General features: G+C 71.5%; 22 protein-coding genes. 10 read left to right on the forward strand and 12 right to left on the reverse strand.

Annotated features, from left to right (window positions below; all coding sequences use genetic code 11):
• Positions 1 to 404 precede the first annotated feature (404 nt).
• Positions 405 to 980 carry a dCTP deaminase gene (gene dcd / locus OIE69_RS21565; RefSeq protein ID WP_089229317.1) on the forward strand — a complete coding sequence of 192 codons (576 nt, stop codon included), beginning with the start codon at positions 405 to 407 and terminating at the stop codon, positions 978 to 980.
• A 4-nt stretch (positions 981 to 984) separates the two neighbouring features.
• Positions 985 to 1,485: a phosphoribosyltransferase gene (locus OIE69_RS21570; protein ID WP_326573981.1), complete on the forward strand. Its 501-nt coding sequence runs from the start codon at positions 985 to 987 to the stop codon at positions 1,483 to 1,485.
• Between the two features lie 151 nt (positions 1,486 to 1,636).
• Here OIE69_RS21570 and OIE69_RS21575 read toward each other — a convergent pair whose 3' ends face one another.
• The 3 genes from OIE69_RS21575 to OIE69_RS21585 all read right to left on the reverse strand — a co-directional run bounded on the left by OIE69_RS21575 (position 1,637) and on the right by OIE69_RS21585 (position 5,771).
• Positions 1,637 to 2,497, reverse strand: coding sequence for a YIP1 family protein (locus tag OIE69_RS21575; protein ID WP_392567549.1), 861 nt, complete (start codon positions 2,495 to 2,497; stop codon positions 1,637 to 1,639).
• 137 nt (positions 2,498 to 2,634) lie between these two features.
• Positions 2,635 to 4,101, reverse strand: a complete 1,467-nt coding sequence (locus OIE69_RS21580; RefSeq protein ID WP_326573983.1) for an FG-GAP and VCBS repeat-containing protein — start codon at positions 4,099 to 4,101, stop codon at positions 2,635 to 2,637.
• 188 nt (positions 4,102 to 4,289) lie between these two features.
• Positions 4,290 to 5,771 (reverse strand): FG-GAP and VCBS repeat-containing protein, encoded by a 1,482-nt coding sequence (locus OIE69_RS21585; protein WP_326573985.1) that lies wholly within the window; start codon positions 5,769 to 5,771, stop codon positions 4,290 to 4,292.
• Positions 5,772 to 5,960: 189 nt separating this feature from the next.
• Here OIE69_RS21585 and OIE69_RS21590 point away from each other — a divergent pair, with 189 nt between their 5' ends.
• On the forward strand, positions 5,961 to 6,770 hold the full coding sequence (locus OIE69_RS21590) for a thioredoxin domain-containing protein (RefSeq protein WP_326581326.1): 810 nt from the start codon (positions 5,961 to 5,963) through the stop codon (positions 6,768 to 6,770).
• A 97-nt stretch (positions 6,771 to 6,867) separates the two neighbouring features.
• Here the strand turns inward: OIE69_RS21590 and OIE69_RS21595 are convergent, their stop codons facing one another.
• Complete coding sequence (locus OIE69_RS21595; RefSeq protein ID WP_326573987.1) at positions 6,868 to 9,135, reverse strand: (Fe-S)-binding protein; 2,268 nt, start codon at positions 9,133 to 9,135, stop codon at positions 6,868 to 6,870.
• 379 nt (positions 9,136 to 9,514) lie between these two features.
• Between OIE69_RS21595 and dnaK the strand changes: the two genes are divergently transcribed.
• From dnaK to OIE69_RS21615, 4 genes are read left to right on the forward strand one after another with little or no spacing between them, the layout of a single operon-like run.
• Entirely contained in the window at positions 9,515 to 11,359 is a 1,845-nt protein-coding gene (dnaK, locus tag OIE69_RS21600) for a molecular chaperone DnaK (RefSeq protein WP_326573989.1), read from the forward strand.
• Complete coding sequence (gene grpE, locus OIE69_RS21605) at positions 11,356 to 12,027, forward strand: nucleotide exchange factor GrpE (RefSeq protein WP_326573991.1); 672 nt, start codon at positions 11,356 to 11,358, stop codon at positions 12,025 to 12,027. The genes dnaK and grpE (OIE69_RS21605) overlap by 4 nt, the downstream gene beginning before the upstream one ends.
• 33 nt (positions 12,028 to 12,060) lie before the next feature.
• Entirely contained in the window at positions 12,061 to 13,239 is a 1,179-nt protein-coding gene (dnaJ, locus tag OIE69_RS21610) for a molecular chaperone DnaJ (protein WP_326573993.1), read from the forward strand.
• Between the two features lie 4 nt (positions 13,240 to 13,243).
• On the forward strand, positions 13,244 to 13,708 hold the full coding sequence (locus OIE69_RS21615; RefSeq protein WP_326573995.1) for a heat shock protein transcriptional repressor HspR: 465 nt from the start codon (positions 13,244 to 13,246) through the stop codon (positions 13,706 to 13,708).
• A 31-nt stretch (positions 13,709 to 13,739) separates the two neighbouring features.
• On the opposite strand, the gene OIE69_RS21620 is transcribed toward OIE69_RS21615, so the two are convergent.
• The 3 genes from OIE69_RS21620 to OIE69_RS21630 form a co-directional block, all read right to left on the reverse strand.
• Entirely contained in the window at positions 13,740 to 14,282 is a 543-nt protein-coding gene (locus OIE69_RS21620; RefSeq protein WP_326573997.1) for a hypothetical protein, read from the reverse strand.
• Complete coding sequence (locus tag OIE69_RS21625) at positions 14,279 to 15,445, reverse strand: ImmA/IrrE family metallo-endopeptidase (protein ID WP_326573999.1); 1,167 nt, start codon at positions 15,443 to 15,445, stop codon at positions 14,279 to 14,281. The genes OIE69_RS21620 and OIE69_RS21625 overlap by 4 nt, the downstream gene beginning before the upstream one ends.
• Positions 15,446 to 15,511: 66 nt before the next feature.
• The gene (locus tag OIE69_RS21630) at positions 15,512 to 17,530 is read right to left on the reverse strand and encodes a PA14 domain-containing protein (protein ID WP_326574001.1); all 2,019 of its coding nucleotides are present in this window, start codon (positions 17,528 to 17,530) and stop codon (positions 15,512 to 15,514) included.
• A 148-nt stretch (positions 17,531 to 17,678) separates the two neighbouring features.
• On the opposite strand from OIE69_RS21630, the gene OIE69_RS21635 reads away from it, so the two are divergent.
• Positions 17,679 to 18,161: a hypothetical protein gene (locus OIE69_RS21635; RefSeq protein WP_326574003.1), complete on the forward strand. Its 483-nt coding sequence runs from the start codon at positions 17,679 to 17,681 to the stop codon at positions 18,159 to 18,161.
• Here the strand turns inward: OIE69_RS21635 and OIE69_RS21640 are convergent.
• The 5 genes from OIE69_RS21640 to OIE69_RS21660 form a co-directional block, all read right to left on the reverse strand.
• Positions 18,119 to 18,415, reverse strand: a complete 297-nt coding sequence (locus OIE69_RS21640) for an NIPSNAP family protein (protein WP_326574005.1) — start codon at positions 18,413 to 18,415, stop codon at positions 18,119 to 18,121. The genes OIE69_RS21635 and OIE69_RS21640 overlap by 43 nt on opposite strands.
• A gap of 62 nt (positions 18,416 to 18,477) precedes the next feature.
• Complete coding sequence (gene grpE, locus OIE69_RS21645; RefSeq protein ID WP_326574007.1) at positions 18,478 to 19,044, reverse strand: nucleotide exchange factor GrpE; 567 nt, start codon at positions 19,042 to 19,044, stop codon at positions 18,478 to 18,480.
• A gap of 77 nt (positions 19,045 to 19,121) precedes the next feature.
• Positions 19,122 to 20,261, reverse strand: a complete 1,140-nt coding sequence (locus OIE69_RS21650) for a tetratricopeptide repeat protein (protein ID WP_326574010.1) — start codon at positions 20,259 to 20,261, stop codon at positions 19,122 to 19,124.
• A 22-nt stretch (positions 20,262 to 20,283) separates the two neighbouring features.
• A complete protein-coding gene (locus tag OIE69_RS21655) occupies positions 20,284 to 21,879 on the reverse strand; it encodes an Hsp70 family protein (RefSeq protein ID WP_326574012.1) in 1,596 nt (531 codons plus the stop codon).
• Between the two features lie 105 nt (positions 21,880 to 21,984).
• Positions 21,985 to 22,389: a pyridoxamine 5'-phosphate oxidase family protein gene (locus tag OIE69_RS21660; RefSeq protein ID WP_326574014.1), complete on the reverse strand. Its 405-nt coding sequence runs from the start codon at positions 22,387 to 22,389 to the stop codon at positions 21,985 to 21,987.
• A 170-nt stretch (positions 22,390 to 22,559) separates the two neighbouring features.
• On the opposite strand from OIE69_RS21660, the gene clpB reads away from it, so the two are divergent.
• Positions 22,560 to 25,157 (forward strand): ATP-dependent chaperone ClpB, encoded by a 2,598-nt coding sequence (gene clpB, locus OIE69_RS21665; RefSeq protein WP_326574016.1) that lies wholly within the window; start codon positions 22,560 to 22,562, stop codon positions 25,155 to 25,157.
• A gap of 106 nt (positions 25,158 to 25,263) precedes the next feature.
• Positions 25,264 to 25,788, forward strand: coding sequence for a type III secretion system chaperone family protein (locus OIE69_RS21670; RefSeq protein WP_026250857.1), 525 nt, complete (start codon positions 25,264 to 25,266; stop codon positions 25,786 to 25,788).
• The last annotated feature ends 58 nt before the right edge of the window (positions 25,789 to 25,846 follow it).

Raw genomic sequence — 25,846 nt, forward strand, 5'->3', positions numbered from 1 at the left:
TGTGCGCCGGGAGGTGTGGGGGGCGTACGGTGAGGGGGACCCGAGGTGCCCGAGTGGGCGGAGTGCCGCGTGAGGCAGGGGTGGGTTCATCCCCTAATGTGGCTTTCGTCGTTGAGGTACCGGGGAGAAGGGGAGCGATGGATCGCACCGTCGTTCGTTGTGCCGAAGGGCACGTTTTCAGCACCGCTACGTTCCCGATGCAGAACCTGGGCGCCGGAAGGCTCGGCCCCGGGCGGTTGATCAGGTGTCCGCGGTGTGCGCGGCTCCGCAGCGCCGTCCCCGTGGCGGCTGACACCGGGAAGTAGTCGCGGAGGTCCGGACGCGCAGGTCGGACGTGACGCGGGGGCCCCGGGCCGGGTCGGCTCGATTCGGCCCGGAGCCCCGTCCCCGCGTAATCTGCTTGCGTGCTTCTCTCTGACAAGGACATCCGGACCGAGATCGACAACGGGCGGGTCAGGATCGACCCGTACGAGCCGTCGATGGTGCAGCCGTCGAGCATCGACGTCCGGCTGGACCGCTTCTTCCGGGTGTTCGAGAACCACCGGTACCCGCACATCGACCCGGCCGTCGAGCAGCCGGACCTGACGCGGCTGGTGGAGCCGGAGGAGAACGACGCGTTCATCCTCCATCCCGGGGAGTTCGTGCTGGCCTCGACGTACGAGGTGATCTCCCTTCCGGACGACATCGCCTCGCGTCTGGAGGGCAAGTCGAGCCTCGGCCGGCTGGGGCTGCTGACGCATTCGACCGCGGGTTTCATCGACCCCGGTTTCTCCGGCCACGTGACGCTGGAGCTGTCGAACGTCGCCACGCTGCCGATCAAGCTCTGGCCGGGCATGAAGATCGGGCAGCTGTGCCTGTTCCGCCTGACCTCGGCGGCGGAGTTCCCGTACGGCTCGGACAAGTACGGCTCGCGCTACCAGGGGCAGCGGGGGCCGACGCCGTCGCGTTCCTACCTCAACTTCCACCGGACGCAGGTCTGAGCGCATGGGCGGGCCGGCGCGGGAGAACCTGACGTACGAGGCCTTCGGGCAGGCGGTGCGGGACCTGGCGCGGACGATCGCCGACGACGGATTCGCGCCGGACATCGTGCTCTCGATCGCCCGCGGCGGGGTGTTCGTGGCGGGCGGTCTCGCCTACGCGCTGGACTGCAAGAACATCCACCTGGTGAACGTGGAGTTTTACACCGGGGTCGGGACGACGCTGGACATGCCGGTGATGCTGGCCCCGGTACCGAACGTGATCGACTTCTCGGACAAGAAGGTCCTGATCGCGGACGACGTCGCCGACACGGGCAAGACGCTCAAGCTCGTCCGGGACTTCTGCGCCGAACACGTCGCCGAGGTGCGCAGCGCGGTGATCTACGAGAAGTCGCAGTCGCTCGTGAAGTGCGACTACGTCTGGAAGCGCACCGACGAGTGGATCAACTTCCCCTGGAGCGTCGACGGTCCCGTCGTCCGTCGTGAGGGTCAGGTCTTCGACGCCTGACCGGGCAGCCCGCGCGCTGGGCGCTCGCCCCGGAGGGAGCCCCAGCCCCGAGGGCCGCCGTCACCGCATGGGTAAGGGGCGCCACTCCAGGAGTGGCGCCCCTTACCTGTGGTTCCGTGTCGCGCGCGCCGGAGGGGCGCGGCGGGCGGCCTCAGATCACCGGCAGCTTGAAGAGCACCAGCAGCGCGATCAGCTGGATCGACGCCGCCCCCAGGGCCTTGGGCCACGGCAGGTCGTGGGACTTGGAGACCATGGAGGTCAGCAGGGCCGCGCAGCCGATCCAGGTGGCCCAGCCGAGGAACTGGACGAAGCTGTTGGCGCTGCCCAGGAAGACGGCGAAGGCCAGTCGCGGGGCGTCCGTCAGCGAGGTGATGAGCATCGCCATGCCGACGGTGGGCGCCCAGGCGCCGTCGCCGCCGAGTTGGCGGGCGAGGGCGTTGGTGACGGCGCCGAGCATCAGGCCGCAGAGGATGACGGCGATGGCCGTGCACACCACCCAGGGGACGCTGTTGGAGAGCGTGGCGTCGAGCACGTCCTCCCGGGCGCTGTCGAAGCCGAAGACGGCGAGCAGCCCGTAGAGGAAGGTGACGATGAGGGCGGGGCCCCACACCTGGTAGTCGCGCATCTGCCAGAAGGTGGCGGACGGGCGCATGACGATCCCGCTCAGCAGCGGCTTCCAGCGGAGCCGGGGGCCGGCCGGGGGCGCCGTGGTGTGGCCCGCGCGGTAGGTGGACACCTGGTCCGGTTGCGGGGACTGCGGTTCGTAGGGGTCGTAGGCCTCGTCGGGCGCGTCGCCGATGGAGAAGGCGCGGGTGTGCCCGGGGTTGTTGTCGTACGTCGGCGTCGACGCCGCGGAGCCGAAGTACTCGGGCTCACCCTCGGCGGCCGGCGCGAAGCCGTGGTGGGGCTGCTGCCCGCCCGGCGAGGTGTTCTGCTGCGGGTTGCCGCCGTACTGCTGATGCGGGTGCTGCACGTCCCCGTCCCGTCCGCGTCCGTTCCTGAATCCAGCCACGCTTCGAACGTACCCGGTCCCGGGGGCGGAGGACGGTGCCCCCCGCCCCAGGAGGGGCTTTGCTGCCAAGCTGTGACAGATTCCACGCCCGTCGGGCGGCCCGCCGCCCTGGTGGGGAGGCGGGCCGCCGAGGGGGTTCAGTTGCCGAAGTTGGCGCCGAACAGGGGGTTGCCGGAGGTGGAGACGCCCACGGTGCTGGGGGCGATCGACAGGGCTCCGCCGGTGCTGATCGCGGTGCCGTCGGAGCGCAGGGCGGTGACCGCGCCGTTGCCGCCGTTCTCGCCGTAGGTGGTGACGGTCAGGTCGGCCTTGCCGTCGCCGTTGACGTCGTCGAGGTGGAGCTCACCGCCGAACTGGTCGCTCTTCTCGTCCGAGCCGGGGACGCCCGCGGTGTTCTGGGTGAAGTACTGGTAGCCGGACGTGGTGTTGAGCCCGGCCGGCGAGCCGTAGAGGAGGGTGACCGAGCCGGCGTCGACGACGCCGTTCAGGTCCTCGCCCGCGGAGCCGATGGCGAGGTCCTGGAAGCCGTCGCCGTTGATGTCGCCGAGGTGAAGCTCGTTGCCGAAGGCGTCGCCCTTCTCGGAGCCGCCCGGGATGTTGCCGCTCTCCTGGGTGATGGACGTGGAGGTGCCGGGGCCGGTGGGGGTGCCGTAGACGACCTTGACCTTGCCGCCCTTGACGGAGCCGGGGACGCTGGGCTCGCCGCTCGTGCCCGGGTCCCAGCTGACGCCGATGACGATGTCGCCGAAGCTGTCGCCGTTGACGTCGCCGATGCCGGTGATGACGCCGCCCTGGAGCTTGACGGCGCGCGAGGCGACGAGGCCGGAGGCGGAGCCCGGGATGTAGTAGTTGGCGTTCCAGCCGTAGTCGCCGGTGGTCTCGTAGCCGTCGACGATCAGGTCGGTGCGGCCGTCGCCGTTGACCTCGCCCGCGGTGAGGTTGAGCGGTCCGGTGGCGCCGCCGGACTGGATCGGGGGCTTGACCGTGTAGCGGCCGCCGGAGGTGCCGCTCTTGGTGATGCCGCCCTTGTAGACGTAGACGGTGCTGGCCGAGGAGCCCACGGCGAGGTCGTCCTTGCCGTCGCCGTCGAAGTCGGCCGCGGCGAGGGAACGGCCCCAGCGGTCGTGGCTGCTGGGCGCGGGGTCGGCGAGGGTGGTGCCGCCGGTGAGGCCCTTCGTCGAGCCCCACAGGATGGTGACCATGCCGCCGTCGACGTCGCTGCCGAGGTCCTCGGAGGCGGCGGAGACGGCCAGGTCGCTGAAGCCGTCGCTGTTGAAGTCGCCGATGGCGGTGATCCAGCCGAAGCCGTCGCCCTTCTCGGCGCTGCCGGGGACGCCGGAGGTGTTCTGGCTGACGACGCTGCGGCGGGCCGCGGTGAGGCCGTTCGACGAACCGTAGAGGGCGACGACCTGGCCGGCGCCCTTGAGGCCGCTGACGTAGGCGTTGCCGGCGGAGAAGGCGACGTCGGCGTAGCCGTCGCCGTTGAAGTCGGCCTTGTCGCCGCTGCCGGTGGCGGCGGCGGGGATCGCGGTGAGGGCGAGGAGGCCGCTGGTGAGCGCCGCGGCGGCCGTGGCCGCGATGGCGACCCGGGTGCGCTTGTGCATGCGGGTGTTCTCCTGTGCATGCGGGGGATGCCGAGGGCATCCGCAGTCTGTAGAGGGGCCGCCGCGCCCGTTCACCGGATGTTCGGCCGGACGGCGGGCGCGGTTGGCGCAACTCAGACCGCCGGCCGGCCCGGAGGGTTGCGTGCGGGACGAAACTTTTTTCGAGTGACCTGTGGGGCGGCCGCGCCTCAGGGGCAGAGCGTCGATCCGAAGGACAGGCCGCCGGTCGGACCGGGCAGCCCGAGACTCGCCGCGGAGAAGGCGGCCGAACCCGTGGTGGTGATCCCGGTGGTGGTGCCGCGCAGGGTCCACACGCGGCCGCTGCCCGCGTCCTCGCCGGTGGCGGCGACGGCCAGGTCGGCGCGCCCGTCGCGGTTCAGGTCGCGCAGGAGGAGCCCGCAGCCGGTGGCGCCGCCGAAGCCGTCGCCGCGCTCGCCGCCCCCGGGCACGCCCGCGGTGTCCTGGTGGACGGCCCGGGAACCGGCGGTGGTCAGGCCGGAGGGGGAGCCGAGCAGCACGGTCACGCTGCCCGCGTCGACCACGGTTCCGATGTCCTCGCCGGGCACGCCGACCGCGAGGTCCGCGCGGCCGTCGCCGGTGAGGTCAGCCGCCGCCAGGGTCAGGCCGAAGCGGTCGCCGGCCTCGTCGCTGCCGGGCACGCCCGCCGTGTTCTGGTCGAGGTCCACCGGGAGCCGTGCGGCGGCGGGGCCCTGGGCACTGCCGTACAGGACGCGGACGATGCCGCCGGTACGGGTGGGCAGCGGGTGCTCGGGCACCCACGGCTCCTCGGTGTCGTGGGCGCCGAAGGCCGCGAGGCCGACGGCGAGGTCCGCGCGGCCGTCCCCGTCGAAGTCGCCGACCGCCAGGGACTCGCCCGTGGTCTCGCCGTACCAGGACGGTGCCCGGACGAGGCCGGCCGGGGTGCCGCGCAGGTAGGCGGTGCCGCCGCCTTCGAGGCCGTTGTACGCCACGGCCACGTCCGTGCGGCCGTCGCCGTCGATGTCGCCGACCGCGAGGCGTATGCGCTCGACGAAGTGGGGGATGCCGTCGTCGGTGACGGTGGTGAGGGCGGCCGGTGCCCGGCCGGGGGCGAACGGGCCCAGGGCCGCGGAGAGGCCGCCGCTCTCGTCGCCCCTGTTGCCGGTGACGATGTCGAGGTTTCCGTCGCCGTTGACGTCGGCCGCGGCGAGGCCGGCGAAGCCCGTGCCCTTGTAGGCGCCCGACCCGGGCAGGATCGTGCCGCGGGTGAAGCCGGAGGCGCTGCCCCACAGGACGGTGATGCGGCCGGTGTCCTCCAGGGCGGACCGGTCCTCGCCGGACGCGACGACGATCAGGTCCGCGTAGCCGTTCCTGTCGAGGTCGCCGCTGGTCAGCCGGGCCCCGAAGCGGTCGCCGGTCTCGGAGGAGCCGGGGATGCCCGCGGTGGACTGGCTGACGGTGGTGCGGGCCGAGGTGCGGGGGCCGCTCGCGGAGCCGGGGATCACGGCGACGTACCCGGCGGCCTTCTTGCCGGCCGCGGTGCCGTCCGGTACGCCGATCGCGAGGTCGGGGTGGCCGTCGCCGTTGAAGTCGTACGGCTTGGCGGGTGACGCGGCCACGGCGGCCTGTGAGGGCAGGGCGAGGCAGGCCGCCGTCGCGGTGAGGGCAAGGGCGAGGACGCGGACACGCACGGCGGCTCCCATCGGGTGAGGAACTGGTGACTGTGTGACACTCCGGGCGGCCGGAAGGTTGTGTACAGGTGTATGAGCGGTGAACGGCTGCGCGTGGGAGCGCCGGACGGCCGGTGCGCGGTTGGGCACGCGGGCCCGCGAAGCCCTACCGTTCGGGGCGTAGCGGATCCGAAGGGACGGGAAGTGCCGATGGTTGTCAGGGCCGTACGGAATGCCGCGCGCGGGACCGCGCGCACCTCAGCGCGGGCCGCGGCGGGCGCGGCGGTCGCGGGGCTGGTGGCCCTGGCGGTGACGGGCTGCGGGCTGCTGACCACCGACTCCGGTTCCCCGGACGCGCCGGCCGCCGCGAGCTCCCCCGCCGCGTCCTCCGCCGTGGGCGACGTGCCGGTGAAGGCGGACCCCGCGGTGCTGGCCGCGCTGCCCGCGCGTCTGGAGTCGGACGGGACGACGATCACGGTGGGCGACCCGGCGGCGCCGAGGACCGTCCACATCTACGAGGACCCGCGCTGCCCGATCTGCAAGGCGTTCGAGGCGTCCGCCGGGCCCCAGTTGGCGGCGCTGGCGAAGGCCGGTGACGTCAAGCTGCAGTACACCCTGGCCTCGTTCCTGGACGAGAACCTCAAGGGCAGCGGTTCGAAGAAGGCCGCGGGCGCCCTGCGCGCGTCCGTGGAGGCGGGCACCGGCGCCTTCGCGACGTACCACGAGCTGCTCTACGCCAACCAGCCGCAGGAGCAGGTGGACGGGTTCACCGACGCCTACCTGCTGGAACTCGCCGGCAAGGTGAAGGGGTTGCGCGGGGCGGCCTTCGACTCCGCGGTGCGGAAGCAGTCCCACGCGGACTTCGTGACCGCGTCCGAGGACGCCTTCGTCAAGAGCGGTGCCACGGGTACCCCTTACGTGAAGATCGACGGCAAGGCGGTGTCCCAGGCCGACCTGCAGAAGCTGTTCGACCCGGTCTCCTTCGCGGCGCTGCTGCGGCAGTCCGGCATCGGCGACTGAGGGCGCCGGGGGAGCGGGAGGAGCACACGAACGCCGGTGGGCGCGTACGGGATCCGTACGCGCCCACCGGCGTTCCCATGTGCGTCCGCGGGAGGCGCTACTTCGCGGGCTCCGGCTGCGGCTCGTCCGCCGTCTCCGGCTCGCCGTCGGGGTCGAGCGGGGTCCTGACGGAGTCCAGCAGGAGCTGGGAGACGTCGACGACCTGCAGCGACTCCTTGGCCTTGCCCTCGTTCTTCCTGCCGTTGACGGAGTCGGAGAGCATCACGAGGCAGAACGGGCAGGCGGTGGAGACGATGTCCGGGTTGAGGGACAGCGCCTCGTCGACGCGCTCGTTGTTGATGCGCTTGCCGATCCGCTCCTCCATCCACATGCGGGCGCCGCCGGCTCCGCAGCAGAAGCCGCGCTCCTTGTGGCGGTGCATCTCCTCGTTCCGCAGGCCCGGCACCTTGGCGATGATCTCGCGCGGAGGCGTGTAGACCTTGTTGTGGCGGCCCAGGTAGCAGGGGTCGTGGTAGGTGATGATGCCCTCGACCGGGGTGACGGGGACGAGCTTGCCCTCGTCGACCAGGTGCTGCAGCAGCTGGGTGTGGTGGACGACCTCGTACTCGCCGCCGAGCTGCGGGTACTCGTTCGCCAGGGTGTTGAAGCAGTGCGGGCAGGTGGCGACGATCTTCTTCTGCGCCTTGGGCTTCCTGGTGCTGTCGTCCTCGTCGTCCTCGCCGAAGGCCATGTTCAGCATGGCGACGTTCTCGGCGCCGAGCTGCTGGAAGAGGAACTCGTTGCCCAGGCGGCGGGCGGAGTCACCGGTGCAGTTCTCCTCGCCGCCCATGATCGCGAACTTGACGCCCGCGATGTGGAGCAGCTCGGCGAAGGCCTTGGTGGTCTTCTTGGCGCGGTCCTCCAGGGAGCCGGCGCAGCCGACCCAGTACAGGTACTCCACCTCGGTGAGGTCCTCGATGTCCTCGCCGACGACGGGGACCTCGAACTCGACCTCCTTGACCCAGGCGAGCCGCTGCTTCTTGGGCAGGCCCCAGGGGTTGCCCTTCTTCTCCAGGTTCTTGAGCATCGTGCCCGCCTCGGACGGGAACGAGGACTCGATCATGACCTGGTAGCGGCGCATGTCGACGATGTGGTCGATGTGCTCGATGTCCACCGGGCACTGCTCGACGCAGGCGCCGCAGGTGGTGCAGGACCACAGGACGTCCGGGTCGATGACGCCGTTCTCCTCGGCGGTGCCGATCAGCGGGCGCTCGGCCTCGGCGAGGGCGGCGGCGGGGACGCCGGCGAGCTGCTCCTCGCTCGCCTTCTCCTCGCCCTCCGCGGTCTTGCCGCCGCCGGCGAGCAGGTAGGGCGCCTTGGCGTGCGCGTGGTCGCGCAGCGACATGATCAGCAGCTTCGGGGAGAGCGGCTTGCCGGTGTTCCAGGCGGGGCACTGCGACTGGCAGCGGCCGCACTCGGTGCAGGTGGAGAAGTCGAGGATGCCCTTCCAGGAGAACTGCTCCACCTGGCTGACGCCGAAGACGTCGTCCTCGCCCGGGTCCTCGAAGTCGATGGGCTTGCCGCCGGATGCCATCGGCAGCAGGGCGCCGAGCGCCACGGCGCCGTCGGCGTTCCGCTTGAACCAGATGTTGGGGAAGGCCAGGAAGCGGTGCCAGGCGACGCCCATGTCGGTCCTGAGCGAGACCACGATCATCCAGACGAACGACGTCCCGATCTTGATCATCGCGGTCAGGTAGACCAGGTTCTGCAGCGTGCCGACGCTCAGCCCCTTGAAGGCCGCGACCAGCGGGTACGACGCGAAGTAGGCGGCCTCGTAGCCGTGCACCTCCGCCAGGGCGCCCTCCAGGCCGCGCAGGGTCATGATCGCGAGGCCGATGATGAGGATGACGGACTCGACGAAGTAGGCCTGGCCGGTGTTGGAGCCCGCGAAGCGGGACTTGCGGCCGGCCCGGCCCGGCCGGGACAGCTGGCGGATCGTGATCAGCGTGAGGATGCCGAGCGCGGTCATCAGGCCGATGAACTCGACGAACACTTCGTACGGCAGCCAGTGGCCGATGACCGGCAGCACCCAGTCGGCCTGGAAGAGCTGGCCGAAGGCGTTCACCAGGGTGAGCACGAGCGAGAAGAAGCCGATGGCGACGAACCAGTGCGCGACGCCGACCACGCCCCAGCGGTTCATACGGGTGTGGCCGAGGAACTCCCGGACCACCGTGACGGTGCGTGCCCGCCAGTCGTCCGTGCGGGTGTCCGCGGGGACGTCCTGGCCGAGTCGTACGAACCGGTAGATCTGGGCGATGGCGCGGCTGAACAGCGCAACGCCGATCACGGCGAGTACCAGCGACACGATGATCGCGGCCATTTGCATTTCGGGGCTCCTCGGACCTGCGAGAGGGGAGGCTCGGGGCTGTGCCCGGCTGAATACTAAGCAGTAACTTATTCGGTTCTCCTGAGACTACCCAGTATCGGCGCACGTGCGTAGCCGCGCCGCCGGTGATCTGTGTCGCTGAGGGGTGCCTTCCCCTGACTCCCCCGACTTCCCCGGGCTCCCGGGTCCCCGGGGACCGGCGGGTCTCCCGGGCCCGCGGAGGCGTACGGCGGGGCCCGCGGTCGCTCGGCGTGGCCGTCTGTGCGCGGAGGGGTGGCCCATAAGTTGAGTCGCCACGGCTCAGGTCTGTTGACAGGAACGGAGGTGTGCGGCACCCTTGAGCCAGTTCCACTCAAGTAGGCAGCTGGAGGATTCCACCATGGCACGTGCGGTCGGCATCGACCTGGGCACGACTAACTCCGTCGTCAGCGTTCTCGAAGGCGGCGAGCCCACCGTCATCACCAACGCCGAGGGTGCCAGGACCACGCCGTCCGTCGTCGCCTTCGCCAAGAACGGCGAGGTGCTCGTCGGCGAGGTCGCCAAGCGCCAGGCCGTCACCAACGTCGACAGGACCGTCCGGTCGGTCAAGCGCCACATGGGCACCGACTGGAAGATCAACCTGGACGGCAAGGACTTCAACCCGCAGCAGATGAGCGCCTTCATCCTGCAGAAGCTGAAGCGGGACGCCGAGGCGTACCTGGGCGAGAAGGTGACCGACGCGGTCATCACCGTCCCGGCGTACTTCAACGACTCCGAGCGCCAGGCCACCAAGGAGGCCGGCGAGATCGCGGGTCTGAACGTCCTGCGCATCGTCAACGAGCCCACGGCCGCCGCCCTGGCGTACGGCCTGGACAAGGACGACCAGACCATCCTCGTCTTCGACCTCGGTGGCGGCACCTTCGACGTCTCGCTGCTGGAGATCGGCGACGGCGTCGTCGAGGTGAAGGCCACCAACGGCGACAACCACCTCGGTGGTGACGACTGGGACCAGCGCATCGTCGACTACCTGGTGAAGCAGTTCGCCTCGGGTCACGGCGTGGACCTGTCCAAGGACAAGATGGCGCTGCAGCGTCTGCGCGAGGCCGCCGAGAAGGCGAAGATCGAGCTGTCCTCGTCCACCGAGACCTCGATCAACCTGCCCTACATCACGGCGTCCGCCGAGGGCCCGCTGCACCTGGACGAGAAGCTCACCCGCGCCCAGTTCCAGCAGCTGTCCACGGACCTGCTGGAGCGCTGCAAGATCCCGTTCCACAACGTGATCAAGGACGCCGGCATCCAGCTCTCCGAGATCGACCACGTCGTCCTCGTCGGCGGCTCGACCCGTATGCCCGCCGTCGCCGAGCTCGTCAAGGAGCTGACCGGCGGTCAGGACGCCAACAAGGGCGTCAACCCGGACGAGGTCGTCGCCATCGGCGCCGCGCTCCAGGCCGGTGTCCTCAAGGGCGAGGTCAAGGACGTCCTGCTCCTCGACGTGACCCCGCTGTCCCTCGGCATCGAGACCAAGGGCGGCATCATGACCAAGCTGATCGAGCGCAACACCACGATCCCGACCAAGCGCTCGGAGATCTTCACCACGGCCGAGGACAACCAGCCGTCGGTGCAGATCCAGGTCTACCAGGGCGAGCGCGAGATCGCGGCGTACAACAAGAAGCTCGGCATGTTCGAGCTGACCGGCCTCCCGCCGGCCCCGCGCGGCATCCCGCAGATCGAGGTCGCCTTCGACATCGACGCCAACGGCATCATGCACGTCTCCGCCAAGGACCTCGGTACCGGCAAGGAGCAGCGCATGACGGTCACCGGTGGCTCGGCGCTGCCGAAGGACGACATCGACCGCATGATGCGCGAGGCCGAGCAGTACGCGGAGGAGGACCACAAGCGCCGTGAGTCCGCCGAGACCCGCAACCAGGCCGAGCAGCTCGTCTACCAGACCGAGAAGTTCCTCAAGGACAACGAGGACAAGGTCCCCGGTGACGTCAAGACCGAGGTCGAGGCGGCCGTCGCGGACCTGAAGGAGAAGCTGAAGGGCGAGGACTCCGCCGCCATCCGCGAGGCAACCGAGAAGGTCGCCGCCACCTCGCAGAAGCTGGGCCAGGCGCTGTACGCCAACGCCCAGGCCGAGGGCGGCGCGACCGGTGCCGCCGGTGCCGAGGGCGGGGCCCAGGCCGACGACGACGTCGTCGACGCCGAGATCGTCGACGAGGACAAGAAGGACGGTGCCGCGTGACGGAGGAGACCCCGGGCTTCGAGGAGGAGCCTGTCGTCCCCTCTGCCGAGGCCGGTTCCACCTCGCCGGGGGAGTCCCCCGGCGAGGCGGGGCCCGGCGCCGGACCCGCCGACCAGGCGGGCCCGGCGGGCCCGGCCGGGGACGCGAATGCCAACGTCGCTCTGCAGGCGCAGCTGGACCAGGTACGGACGGCGCTCGGTGAGCGCACGGCGGACCTCCAGCGGCTCCAGGCGGAGTACCAGAACTACCGCCGCCGGGTGGAGCGGGACCGCATCGCGGTCCGCGAGATCGCGGTCGCGAACCTGCTCACCGAGTTGCTCCCGGTGCTCGACGACATCGGTCGCGCCCGGGACCACAAGGAGCTGGTCGGCGGTTTCAAGTCGGTCGGCGAGTCGCTGGAGACGGTGGCCGCGAAGCTGGGCCTGCAGCAGTTCGGCAAGGAGGGCGAGCCCTTCGACCCGCTGGTGCACGAGGCCCTGATGCACAGTTATTCGCCGGACGTCACGCAGACCACCTGCGTGCAGATCCTGCAGCCCGGGTATCGCATCGGTGAACGCACCATCCGCCCCGCGCGGGTGGCCGTCGCCGAGCCCCAGCCCGGCACGCAGGGCCCGCAGAAGGACGATGACACGGCGGACGAGGAGAACGGTGGCCCCGAACAGGGCTGACGTGGGTCATGTGAGGAAGGAGGGACGCCGGGGATGAGTATCAGCAGGGATTTGTTCGAGAAGGATCTCTACAAGGTCCTCGGCGTCCCGAAGGACGCCACCGAGGCGGAGATCAAGAAGGCGTACCGGAAGCTCGCCCGCGAGTTCCACCCGGACGCCAACAAGGGCGACGCCAAGGCCGAGGAGCGCTTCAAGGAGATCTCCGAGGCCAACGACGTCCTGTCGGACCCCAAGCGCCGCAAGGAGTACGACGAGGGCCGCGCCCTCTTCGGCAACGGCGGCTTCCGCGCCGGCCCGGCCGGCGCGGGCGGGTTCGGCTTCGACCTCGGTGACCTCTTCGGTGGTGGCCCCGGCGGCGCACCCCCTCAGGGCGGCGGCTTCGGCGGCGGCCTCGGGGACGTGTTCGGCGGTCTGTTCAACCGCGGCGGCGCCACCACCCGTACCCAGCCGCGGCGCGGCCAGGACATCGAGACCGAGGTGACGCTGAAGTTCACCGAGGCCGTGGACGGCGCCACCGTTCCGTTGAAGATGACCAGCCAGGCCCCCTGCAAGGCCTGCTCCGGCACCGGCGACAAGAACGGCACGCCCAGGGTGTGCCCGACCTGCGTCGGCACCGGCCAGGTCTCGCGCGGCGGCAGCGGCAGTTTCTCGCTCACCGACCCGTGCACGGACTGCAAGGGCCGCGGCCTGATCGCGCAGGACCCCTGTGAGGTCTGCAACGGCAGCGGCCGGGCCCGTTCGGCGCGCACCATGCAGGTGCGCATCCCGGCCGGCGTCACCGACGGGCAGCGCATCCGGCTGCGCGGCAAGGGCGCGCCGGGTGAGCGCGGGGGCCCGGCCGGCGATCTCTACGTCACCGTGCACGTCGACGCGCACCCGGTGTTCGGCCGCAAGGCCGACAACCTCACCGTCACCGTGCCCGTCACCTTCGTGGAGGCGGCGCTGGGCGGGGAGATCAAGGTCCCGACGCTCGGCGGTCCCCCCGTGACCCTGAAGCTGCCCCCGGGCACGCCCAACGGGCGCACCCTGCGGGCCCGCGGCAAGGGCGCGGTCCGCAAGGACGGCAGCCGCGGGGACCTGCTGGTCTCGATCGAGGTCGCCGTCCCGGCGGCCACCGAGGGCAAGGCGCTGGACGCCCTTGAGGCGTACCGGGAGGCGACCGCGGACACCGACCCGCGGGCAGAGCTGTTCCAGGCCGCGAAGGGAGTCTGACCCGATGAACACGAGCGGCGGCATGCGTGGCGGTCGGGGTCGCCACCCGTACGAGCTGACCGACGAATCCCCCGTCTACGTCATCTCGGTGGCGGCCCAGCTCTCGGGGCTGCACCCGCAGACCCTGCGCCAGTACGACCGCCTCGGCCTGGTCTCGCCCGACCGCACGGCCGGGCGCGGCCGCCGTTACTCGGCTCGTGACATCGAACTCCTGCGCGAGGTCCAGCGCCTCTCCCAGGACGAGGGCATCAACCTGGCCGGCATCAAGCGCATCATCGAACTGGAGAACCAAGTGGCGGCCCTGCAGTCGCGGGTCGCCGAGCTCTCCGCGGCCCTCGAGGGCGCGGCGGTGGCCATGCAGCAGCGCGAGGCCGCCGTCCACGCCTCGTACCGGCGCGACCTGGTGCCCTACCAGGACGTCCAGCAGACCTCCGCGCTGGTGGTGTGGCGGCCCAAGCGGCCGGAGTGAACGGCCGCCGCTCATGTGGCGGCACGGCCTACTAGGGGAGCAGGTCGGCGGGGCCGCGCGAGACGTGGTGCAGATGGCGCCCCGAGGCGACCATCGCCTCCAGCAGGCGGTGGCCCTCCGCCGCGGGCACGAACCCCTCTGCGCACGCCTGACGCACCAGGTCGAAGGTCTCCTTGGTGGTGATGCCGCGCCGGCGCGCGAAGTCGCGGGCCGAGCGGTCGTCGGTGATCCAGACCGAGCCCCGGAACTCGCGGCGCCGGGTGATCAGCACGCATGTCTCGGCCTCGCCGAGGTGCTTGGTCGGCTGGTGGGACGAGCCGCCGAAGACGGCCCGGCGCAACCGGTCGACCTCCCGCAACTCGGTGCCGTCGGTGATCTCCACGGGCTCGCCGAGCCATCCGGCCTCCCCCAGCCCGGCCAGCCGCGGCAGGAAGCGCGCGGAGCGGGCGGCCTCCCAGGCCACGGCCTGGGTCCAGCGGCCGCGGCCGTCCAGCACCTTCTCCAGCAGGAGCAGCCGGTCGACGGCCGCGAAGTTGCACAGCACGGTGTTGTCGGGGAACCACCACGTGGTCATGGCTGGAAGACCGGATCCCCTTCTTCCGCGTCCTGCTGCTCGACGCCGTTGCCCGGGGGCGGTTCGGGCGCGAGGAGCTCGTGCAGCCGCTCCACGTCCGTGTCCAGCAGTGCGGCCAGCGGGCGCAGGGTCGTCTCCCCCGCAAGGTAGGCCTTGTACAACTCCGAGGCGACACGGGGCGGGAAGCGCTCCGCCGAGGCCCGCGAGGCCTGCTTCTGGTAGGCGTCGCCGGCGCCCGCGAGCAGGTGGCAGGCCTCCGTGGTGAGGGCGCGCAGCTGCTTGCGGTGCGCGGCGTCGACGAGCCCCAGCTGGTGCAGCCGGGCCGCCAGCGCACTCGGTGACACCCGGAAGCGCACGACCAGCCGCTCGAAGCCGGCGTCGGAGAGCCCGCCCTCCGCCGCCTCCTCCGCCGTGGCACGCGTCAACTCCTCCGCGGGCATCAGCAGATGCGAGGCGAAGACGTTGGCCCTCACCTCGGCCAGGTCCTTCTGCCTGCCGGGGGCGACCCGGGACTCCACGACCACGCTCCGGGCGTCCTTGGCGAGGATGTGGCAGAGCTCGTGGGCCAGGGTGAAGCGCTGCCGTGTCCACAGGTCGGTGGGCGCGAGGAGGACCAGGCGGAACGCGTCGGCCTGCCACGCCAGGCCGTCCACACCCTGGGGAAGCGCGGTGATGGCGACGTCCACGCCGAAGCGGTCCTCCATCGCCGCGATCAGCTCGTCCGTGCCCAGCTCCGCCGCCGGCAGCAGCCCCAGCACCCCGGCCGCCAGCCGCTCGCCCTGCGCCGCGTACCGGTCCGCCGCCGCGTCCACCTCGGGTACGGGCGGCAACTCCGCCGAGCGGCCCAGCAGTTCCAGCACCTCGTAGGCGGCGGCGAACCGCGCCGCGACCTCCTGCGCCCCCACGGGGTCGGCGGCGGTGTCGCCGCGCGTACGGGCCGCGAGCGCGGGGCGCAGCGGCTCGGTGCCGGTCAGCAGCCAGTCCACGGTCGTGCCGCCCGCTTCCGCGATCAGCGCCAGGTCGAGCGAGGTGAAGCGGCGCACGCCGCTCAGCGACTTCGACAACTTGTCGGGCGTGAGCCCGACCGACCGGGCGAACGCGGCCTTGGTCATCGCCGCCGCGTCCATCACGGTGCGTACGCGTTCGATGACAAACGGGTCCATGCCTACAGAGTAAGGCGGGCCTTGCGATAATCGCAAGGCCCGCCCTTCTCCGGTTGTCCTAGGACGTCACGGCGTCCGGATCGCGTAGCCCCCGCCGGGCAGCGACTCCGTTCCGTCCGCGTACACGGCGCGCACCCAGTAGAAGTGGGTGGTGCCGCGGGCGGCGGTGGTGTCGGTCCAGGCGGTGGCGGTGACCGGCTCCGAGGTGAGGCTCTCGTAGCGGCCGGTGTCGCGGTCCCAGCGGTAGACGCGGTAACCGACGGCGTCGGCCACGTCGTTCCATCCCAGCCGCACGCCGTCACTGACGTCGTGGGCGGTCAGGTCGACCGGGGAGCCCTCGGGGGTCCCGACGGACGGGGTGAGGTCGAGCTCCGTGAACTCCACCACAGTGGTGTCGCGTTCCGAGAGGAAGAGGGAGTTGCCCCAGATGTCCGTGGCATCGACGAAGTAGCAGCCCTCCTCGCCGTCGGGCAGCCGCTCGGCGACGTACTCCGTGGTGCCCGGGCTCAGCCAGTCGACCGCGGAGGCGAGGCAGACCCGCTCCTCCTCGTCCTCGTACACCTCACCGCGGTAGACCGTGTAACGGGCAAGGTCCGGCTCGGTGTTGGGGTCCCAGTGCAGGCGCACCCCGTACTCGGCCGGCACAACGGTCAGGCCGGCGACCTTGGCCGGGGGCTCCTCGTCGCCGGGGAGGGCGACAGCGGCCTCGCCGGAGAGGGGTGACTCGAGCCCGTCGGCGGTCTGGGTGACGGCGTAGTGGTACGTCACGCCGCGCCGCAGGGATTCGCCGTCGGTGCAGCTGAACCGGGCGGTGTCCCCGCCGAGTTCGCCTTCCCCGCGGATGGCGCAGTTCAGGGCGGTCGCGGTGGACGGGTCCACCGGCGAGGTGGTCGAGCGGTACACCGTGTACGACCCGACGGCCTGCTCGCTGGGAAGGTTCCAGGTCACCTTGATGCTGATGACGCTCCCGGAGGAGACCGCTGCCACGTTGCGGGGCGCGTCCGGCCGGATCGCCAGCGGGGCCGCACTCGCGGCCGCCGACCTGCCGGAGAAGTTCGTGGCGGCGTCCATCGCGATGACCGTGTAGAAGTACTGCGTCCTGGTGGCGACCTTGGTGTCCGTGTACGACGGGGCGGCAACGGTGTCGAGGAGCGTCCACGGGCCGGTAGCCGACGTGGCCCGGTACACCTGGTACGCCGACGTGTCCGCGTTCGGGCTCCAGGTGAGCGCGTAGCCCCTGCCGTCGGCGGTCACCGCGGCCTTGAGGCCGGTCGGCGCGGCCGGGGCCTGTCCGTCGATCGACGTGACGGTGACCGCGGTCGACATGCCCGAGTCGTTGCCGGCCTTGTCGACGGCGGAGACCGCGTAGGAGTACTTGGCCCCCGTGGCCGCCGGCAGGTCGCGGTAGCCCGTGGTGGTCACCAGGGCGCTGCCGCTGATCCGCGTCCAGGCGCCCGTACCCGTACGGCGGTGCACCCGGTACCCCGCGAGGTCCATCTCCGCGCCCCGCGTCCACGCGAGCGTGAAGGCGTGGCCGCTGGGCGGGGCCTTGAGGCCGGTGGGTGCCAGCGGCTTGGTCTTGTCCACGGACGCCGTTGTGCGCGGCGCGTACGTGAACTTGACGTTGGCGCTGCCCTTGAACGCGGCGAAGTCGACGCGGAGGGTGTGCTTGCCCTTGGGGATCGTGAGGTTGAGCGTCTTGGTGCGGGTGGTGGAGACGTCCTTCCAGAGGTCGATCTTGCGGGTGCCGTCGAGGTAGACGCGGATGCCGTCACGGGCCGCGGCGGTGAACGTGAAGGGGCCGCCGGAGCCGAAGTCGCGGCTGAGGTTCCAGCGGACGCCGAAGTTGTCCTTGGGCAGGGTGACGCCCGCGGGGTCGCCGGTGCCGTAGTTCTCGTTGATCGAGGTGTCGCAGGCGGTCTTCTTCGGGGTGCCCTTGAAGGTGGTGTTCGCGTAGTACGACGCGACCCACACCCCGGTGGAGCAGGTGGTCGCCGCGTGGGCGGCGCCGGCCGGCAGCGCGAGGCCCGCGGCGGTCGTGGCGAGCGCGAGCGCGGTGGCGCGGGCGCGTATGGATTTGGTCAAAGATCCCTCCCTGAGGAGTGAGATCCTGGCAGGCCCCGAACACCCGTGCCAAGTCGATTCGGTTGCTCGTGATCAGGCCGTGCCGTCCCGGTCCCGCGTCCGCCGAAGGGGTGGCCTCCCGTGGCTGGGCGGGCGTGTGGGGCGCGTGGTGGGGAAGACGGTCCGTATGCCGCACAAGGGCGTCGGAGCAGGGATCGTGGTGGGGCTGGCCGTGGGAATGGTGGCCGGTGCGATGCCGCTCGGCGCGAGCCGGGGCGCCGAGGGGCTGGACGTGGGGCTGGCGACCGTGGCGATGTGGGCCGGTCTGCGGCTGGCCGCGCGGCGCGAGGGGCCGTGGTGGATCGCCGGCCTGATGGCGCTGGTCCTGGTGAGCGTGGGCGTCGCGGCGTACGGCGATGTAGATGTGCCGCGGTACGCGGGGCTGGTGCCGGTCCCGGTGGTGGCGGCTCTGCTGGTGGTGGGCGGCGCCGGGTCCGTGTGGGCCCGGCGCCGGGGGATCGGCGTCGCGGGTGCGGCGGCCGGGGCGGGGGCCCTGGTGGCGACCGCGTGGCTGCCGGTGTGGGTGGCGGCCGCGATGTGGGCGGCGGCTCAGGCTGGTTCGACGTCGCGGACCTCACTGCCGACGAGGTAGTCCTCGGGCTGCAGCGGCATCCGTTCGCGTTCGGGGCTGTTCCAGTAGCGGGCGTTGGCCGCTGCGAAGCCGTCCTCGCCGTCGTAGGCGATCAGCCAGACGAACCGGCTGTGTTCGCGGTCCACCCAGGCCAGGCCGATCTCGAAGCCGTGGGCGCGGCGCAGCGGCACGATCTCCGTGTGCCACAGGCCGAGCCAGGCGTCGAGCATCCCGGGCTTGATCGTGTACGTCCGCAGCTGAGTGGTCCTGGGCAATGCGGGGCTCCCTGGGCTCTTCGGGGTGCTTGGGTGCTCGGCTCGGTGCTCGGTTCCCCCGGTCACGCGGGCGCGTGCACGCGGACCTGCTGGGGGCGGACGACGCGGTCCCCCATGCGGTAGCCGTGCCGTACGACCTCGGCGACGTCCCCGGCGAGCTCCGGGCGGGGCGCGGGGACGGTGCCCACGGCTTCCTGGAGGGCGGGGTCGAAGCGCCCCGCGGTGACCGGGATCCGGGTCATGCCGTACTTCTCCAGGAGGGTCAGCAGCTCGGCGCCGACAGAGTCGGCGAAGCCGCCGTCGACGCCGAGGTGGCGGTCGATGCGGTCCAGGAGCAGGACGAGGTCGTAGAGGAGCGGCTGCGCCAGCCGGCCCTCGGCGGCCCTGCGGGTGTGGTCGAGCTCGGCGCGCAGTTCGTCCAGACCGCGCCGCCCCTCGCGGTCGTTGAGCAGCCGGCGGCGGAACTGGTCGCCGAGCGCGGCCATCTCCTCGCGCAGTCCGTCGACGGCGTCGGCCACCACCGCGAACGGGTCGGGCGCGGGCTCCTCCGCGGCCTGCGGGGCGGGGTCCGCGGCGGTCTCCTCCCGCGGTGCCGGCGGCACGGGTGGCGCGGGGGGCTGCGGAGGCACCTCCGGAAGGGGTGGTGCCCCGGGCGGAGGCACGGGCGGGACCGGCGGAGGCTGCGGCGGCTGCGGCGGCGGGATGCTCATGCGCGGCTCCAGGACTGCTGCGGCGGGGTGAGGAGGTTCCGGGGGAGCGAGGCGCGGGTGTGCCACCAGCGTGGTCGGAAGCCGATCCACGCGACGAGTGCGAGGGCGGCGAGCGCCACGAACACGGCGTAGGGCCTGCCCGGCGTGAGCGGCACCACGACGGCCGGGACGACGACCCAGAGCATGCTCTTGTGCCACCGCCAGGTCTTGCCCAGGGACTCGGCGGCCAGCCCCCGGTAGTAGTCCAGCCGCCCCACCAGGTCCGGGTCCGCCGGGCGTACGGCCAGGCCCTGGTCGACGCAGTGCAGGATGCGCCGGGCGGCCTCCTCGGAGGCGACGACCAGCCGGCGGCTGACCGGGTGGGTGATCATCGCGCCCTCGGCACGCAGCGACCAGATGCGGCTGATCTGGTCGCGCAGCCCGGTGTGGCCGGGGCTGTGCGCGAGGGCCTTCTCGTACCAGGTCAGCGCCTCGTCGAAGCGCGAGGAGGCGTACAGGCCGTCACCGAGGGCGAGCTCGGTCGCGAGGTCGCCCGGGGACAGTTCGTCGGCCTTCATGTACCAGGTCAGGGCCGTGTGGTGGTCGCCGAGCGCGGTGTGGACGTTGCCGATCAGGACGTGGTTCGCGGCGTCGTCCGGGGCCAGCTGGAGCGCCCTGCGGTGCTCCTGGAGGGCGTCCTGGTACGCGCCGAGGTCCTGGTGGACGGCGCCCAGCAGCCGCCAGGCGTAGGCGTTGCGGTCGTCGTGGTGCACGGCCTGGCGCAGCTCGTACTCGGCGGCCTGGAGGTCGCCGTCCGCGATGTTCCGCTCGGCGATGCCCACCCAGTCGCGCACGGTGCCGCCGAGGGTCGGCTGTACGGCCTCCGGCCCCCGGGGCCGCGGCGCCTTCTTCCGGGAGCGGGCCAGCCGCTGGTCGTACAGGGCGCGCGCGGAGGGGTCGGTGAGCGCCTTGCGGGCCTCCAGCACGCGCCGCACCTTGTCCTCGGCCTCGCGGCGCTTGTCGGAGGTGGGGGCCTTGCTCGCCTTCCCCGCCCAGCTGCGGTGCTCGCGGTCGAGTTTCCTGCCGATCTCCTCGGCGCTGTCGCCGGTTCCGATGCCGAACTCGGCGTAGTAGTCGGGCACGTCCGTCGTGGTCATGGCGTGTCGGCTCCCGCTCCGGTCAGAGGGCCGCGGTGCGGGACACGCGGTCGCTGAGTTCCTCCAGCTCCTCGCCGCCCAGGTTGTCCGGGCGCTCGACCTCGAACTCGCCGAGCCACTCACCCGAGGTGAGGTCCTTCACCTCGACGTGGATGATGCCGTCCACGTCGTAGGCGTAGTACACCTCGAAGGGCGCGCCCCTGGGGTACGGCGGGATCCTCAGGGTGCTCTCGCCGACGACCTTCACATAGTCCAGGTCCTCGCCCTCGCCCTCGGTGACCTGCACCCGCAGCGCTGTCTGGCGCTCGCGGATCGTGTGGAAGGTCTCGCTCTCCTTCGCGGGGACCGTGGTGTTGTGGGGGATGATCACCGCGTTGTACTCCGGCGAACGCGGGGAGTCGTCGTGGACGGCGACCATGCCGAGGGACTGCGAGGTGACGTCCTTGATGGACTTCACCCTGCCCTTGGTGAGCCGGGCGAGGCCGTCGCCGGGGGCGGACTCCACGTGTGCGCCGCTGCCGATGTACTTCTTGCGCTCGGCGGCCTGTTCGGCGCGGACCTCCGCGTCCAGGGCGATCAGCGCGGCCCCCAGGGCCACCACCTCGTCCTGGTTGACGCCGCGTTCCGCGCTCTTCCCGGACAGCCGCCCGACCAGGGCCGGGACCTGCGGCATCCGCGTGGAGCCGCCGACCAGCAGCACCTTGTCGATGTCGTCCCAGGTGAGGCCGGACTCCTCCAGCACGCCCTCGGTGAGGATGCGGGTGCGGTCCAGCAGTTCCGCGGTGAGTTCGTCGAACTTCTCGCGGGTGATGCGGATCTGCTCGTGCCGGCCGCCGGCCGAGAGCATGACGACCGCCTGCGGGGCGTTGGACAGGGTGCGCTTGGCGATCTCCGCCTTGTCGCGCAGTTCGGCCAGGGTGGCGGTGTCGTCGGTGAGGTCGGGGCCGCCGGCCGCCATGAAGGCGCCGTTGAGGTGCTCCATCAGCGCCCCGTCCCAGTCGAAGCCGCCGAGGTTGCGGTCGCCGTCGGTGGCGACGACGTCGTACTCGCCGTCCTCGACCTTCATCACGGTGACGTCGAAGGTGCCGCCGCCCAGGTCATAGACGAGGACGGTGCCGACACGCTCGTCCTCGTCCTGGTCGAGCCCGTACGCGAGGGCGGCGGCGGTCGGCTCGTTGACGATCCGCAGCACCTCCAGGCCGGCGATCCGGCCGGCGTCCTGGGTGGCCTTGCGGCGCGCGTCGTCGAAGTAGGCGGGGACGGTGATCACGGCGCGCTCGACGGGCTCGCCGAGCATCATCTCGGCGTCCTCCTTGAGCCGCTTGAGGATCAGCGCGGAGATCTCCTCGGGGCGGAAGGGGGTGCCGGACTCCGAGGTGTAGACGGGGGTGGGCTCGCCCATGTAGCGCTTGACGAACTGCACCACGTGGTCCGGGGCGGTGGCCGCGGAGCGTTTGGCCTGCGAGCCGACGACGACGACGTCGCCCTGGAACATCACCACGGAGGGGGTGATGTTCTCGCCCTCGCGGTTGCGGACGATGGACGCGGTGCCGGTCCGGTCCGCCACCGCGACCGCGGAGTACGTCGTGCCCAGATCGATTCCCACAACCCGTGCCACAGCCGGGCACCTCCCCGTAGCCGTACGTCGTCCGAATCTGCCGGAGCGTCAATCATGCAGCACGCAGGGGTGTTTGCGGGACGGGATCGACGGGGCGGATGAGGCTCAGGCGCGGCCCATGGCGCGGGTCAGCGCGATCTCGACGACGACCCGGTCCGGGTTGGGGGCGGGGGTGCGGCCGTAGCGCTCGGCGTAGCGCCGCACCGCGTCGGCGACGGCGTCCGGGTCGGTGTTGATCCGGGCCACGCCCTCCAGCGTCGCCCACCGCCCCTTGTCGACCTGGCACAGCGCGACCCGGGCGCCCTCCGGCCCGGCCGCCAGCACGTTGGCCACCTTGCGGCTCGCCTTGTTGGTGATCACCCGGGCCACCCCGGCCTCCGGGTCGTACGTCACGCCGACCGGCACGACGTGCGGGGTGCCGTCGGGGCGGTGCGTGGTGAGGGTGCTCATGAGGTACTCCCGCCAGAAGGCGAGGTAGCCGGGGTCGGGATCGCGGGGGTCGATGGCCATGGGACCGACCGTACCCGGGTGAGCGGGGGGTCTGGAGCGGCCGTACCCGAGGGCGACGCGCGTAACGCCGCGGCGTCGCCTTGGAAAACCAACCTTGAGTGGAATAGACTCAACTTGTCTTACGCTGGAAAAGGCAGCTTCGATGGGTCGAGAAGGAGGAGTACGCGGACGTGGACACCGAGCTGACCAACAAGAGCCGGGAGGCCCTGAACGCCGCCAACACCAAGGCGGTCTCGGCCGGGCATGCGGATCTGACCCCCGCGCACCTGCTGCTGGCGCTGCTGGAGCAGCCGGAGAACGACAGCGTGCTGGACGTCCTCGCGGCGAGCGGCGCGGACGCGGCGGCGGTGCGCTCCGGCGCCGAGCGGCTGCTGGGCGGGCTGCCCAGCGTGCAGGGCAGCACGGTGGCGCCGCCGCAGGCGAACCGCGAACTGCTCGCCGTGATCGCCGACGCGGCGGCGCGGGCGAAGGAACTCGGGGACGCGTACGTGTCCACCGAGCACCTGCTCATCGGCATCGCCCTCAAGGGCGGCGCGGCCGGTGAGCTGCTGAACCACAACGGTGCGACCGGCAGCAGGCTGCAGGACGCCTTCGAGCAGATCAGGGGAGGTCAGCGCGTGACGACACCCGACCCCGAGGGCACGTACAAGGCGCTGGAGAAGTACGGCACGGACTTCACCGCGGCGGCCCGCGAGGGCAAGCTCGACCCGGTGATCGGCCGGGACAACGAGATCCGGCGCGTGGTGCAGGTGCTCTCGCGGCGAACCAAGAACAACCCGGTGCTCATCGGTGAGCCCGGCGTGGGCAAGACGGCCGTCGTCGAGGGCCTGGCGCAGCGCATCGTCAAGGGCGACGTGCCCGAGAGCCTGCGCAACAAGCGCCTGGTCGCCCTCGACCTGGGCGCGATGGTCGCGGGCGCCAAGTACCGCGGCGAGTTCGAGGAGCGGCTGAAGGCGGTACTGGCGGAGATCAAGGCGAGCGACGGCCGGATCATCACCTTCATCGACGAACTGCACACCGTCGTCGGCGCGGGCGCCGGCGGCGACTCCGCCATGGACGCGGGCAACATGCTCAAGCCGATGCTGGCCCGCGGCGAGCTGCGCATGGTCGGCGCGACCACCCTCGACGAGTACCGCGAGCGGATCGAGAAGGACCCGGCCCTGGAGCGCCGCTTCCAGCAGGTGCTGGTGGCCGAGCCCAGCGTCGAGGACACCATCGCGATCCTGCGCGGCCTGAAGGGACGGTACGAGGCGCACCACAAGGTGCAGATCGCCGACGCCGCCCTGGTCGCGGCGGCGACGCTCTCCGACCGCTACATCACCGCCCGCTTCCTGCCCGACAAGGCCATCGACCTGGTCGACGAGGCCGCCTCGCGGCTGCGCATGGAGATCGACTCCTCGCCGGTCGAGATCGACGAGCTGCAGCGCTCCGTCGACCGCCTGCGCATGGAGGAGATGGCGCTGGACAAGGAGACCGACGAGGCCTCCAAGCAGCGCCTGGAGAAGCTGCGCAAGGACCTCGCCGACAAGGACGAGGAGCTGCGCGGTCTGACCGCCCGCTGGCAGAAGGAGAAGGAGGGACTGAACCGGGTCGGTGAGCTCAAGGAGCGCCTGGACGACCTGACCACCCGGATCGAGCGCGCCCAGCGCGACGGCGACTTCGAGGCCGCGTCCAAGCTGCTGTACGGCGAGAAGCCGAAGCTGGAGGAGGAGCTCGCCGAGGCCACCGAGGCCGAGGAGGTGGCCAAGCGCGGCACCATGGTCAAGGAGGAGGTCGGCCCGGACGACGTGGCCGACGTGGTCGCCGCCTGGACCGGCATCCCGGCCGGCCGCCTGATGGAGGGCGAGACCCAGAAGCTGCTGCGCATGGAGGACGAGCTCGGCAAGCGCCTGATCGGCCAGTCCGAGGCCGTGCGCTCGGTGTCCGACGCGGTGCGCCGCGCGCGCTCCGGCATCGCGGACCCCGACCGCCCGACCGGTTCCTTCCTCTTCCTCGGCCCGACCGGCGTCGGCAAGACCGAACTGGCCAAGGCGCTGGCGGACTTCCTCTTCGACGACGAGCGGGCCATGGTCCGCATCGACATGAGCGAGTACGGGGAGAAGCACTCCGTCGCCCGCCTGGTCGGCGCCCCGCCCGGCTACGTCGGTTACGAGGAGGGCGGTCAGCTGACCGAGGCGGTGCGCCGCCGCCCGTACTCCGTGGTGCTGCTGGACGAGGTGGAGAAGGCCCACCCCGAGGTCTTCGACGTCCTGCTCCAGGTGCTCGACGACGGCCGGCTCACCGACGGCCAGGGCCGTACGGTCGACTTCCGCAACGCCATCCTCGTCCTCACCTCCAACCTCGGCAGTCAGTACCTGGTCGACCCGGTGCTCGGCGACGAGCAGAAGAAGGAGAGCGTGCTGGAGACGGTGCGGGCGTCCTTCAAGCCCGAGTTCCTCAACCGGCTCGACGACATCGTGGTCTTCAGCGCCCTGAACAAGGACGAGCTGCGCCGCATCGCCCGGCTGCAGACCGACCGCCTGGCGGTCCGGCTGCGCGACCGGCGGATCGCCCTCGACGTCACCGACGAGGCCCTGGACTGGCTCGCCGAGGAGGGCAACGACCCCGCCTACGGAGCCCGCCCGCTGCGCCGCCTGGTGCAGACCGCCATCGGCGACCAGCTGGCCAGGGAGATCCTGGCCGGCGAGGTCAGGGACGGCGACACGGTGCGGGTCGACCGGGCCGGCGACCGGCTGCTGGTGGGCGCCACCACCGGCAAGACCCTCTGAGGCCTCCCGCGCGAATCCCACGCGAAGGGGGTACGGCGGGCCGCGCTTGCACGGAGCGGCCCGCCGTGAGGGAGGATGGGTGTATCCGTACGAAGGGAACTCCAAGGTGAGCATCGACCCGTCCTCGATTCCGAATTTCGGGGGCCAGCCGGACCCCCAGCCCGGCTCTGCCGGGAACGTGGTCATTCCAGACCAGGATCTGGTCAAGCAACTGCTGGAGCAGATGGAGCTCAAGTACGTCGTCGACGAGGAGGGTGACCTCGCCGCGCCGTGGGAGGAGTTCCGCACCTACTTCATGTTCCGGGGTGAGGAGGACCAGCAGATCTTCGCGGTCCGCACCTTCTACGACCGGCCGTACAGCATCGAGGACAAGCCTCAGCTGCACGAGGCGCTCGACGACTGGAACCGCCGCACCCTGTGGCCGAAGGTCTACACCCACACTCACGACGACGGCACGGTCCGTCTGATCGGCGAGGCCCAGATGCTGATCGGCCTCGGCGTCGGTCTGGAGCACTTCGTCTCCAGCACCGTCAGCTGGGTCCGGGCCTCCATCGAGTTCGAGAAGTGGATCCTCGAGGCCCTCGGACTGGAGAAGGACGCGGAGTCCACGGACGACGACGGCGAGGACTGAGCCCGCCCCGCACGGGCGCGCATACCGACCGCATCGGGGCAGCCCCTCCGCCACGCGA

This window comes from Actinacidiphila glaucinigra, from assembly GCF_035918135.1.
Taxonomy (GTDB): domain Bacteria; phylum Actinomycetota; class Actinomycetes; order Streptomycetales; family Streptomycetaceae; genus Actinacidiphila; species Actinacidiphila glaucinigra.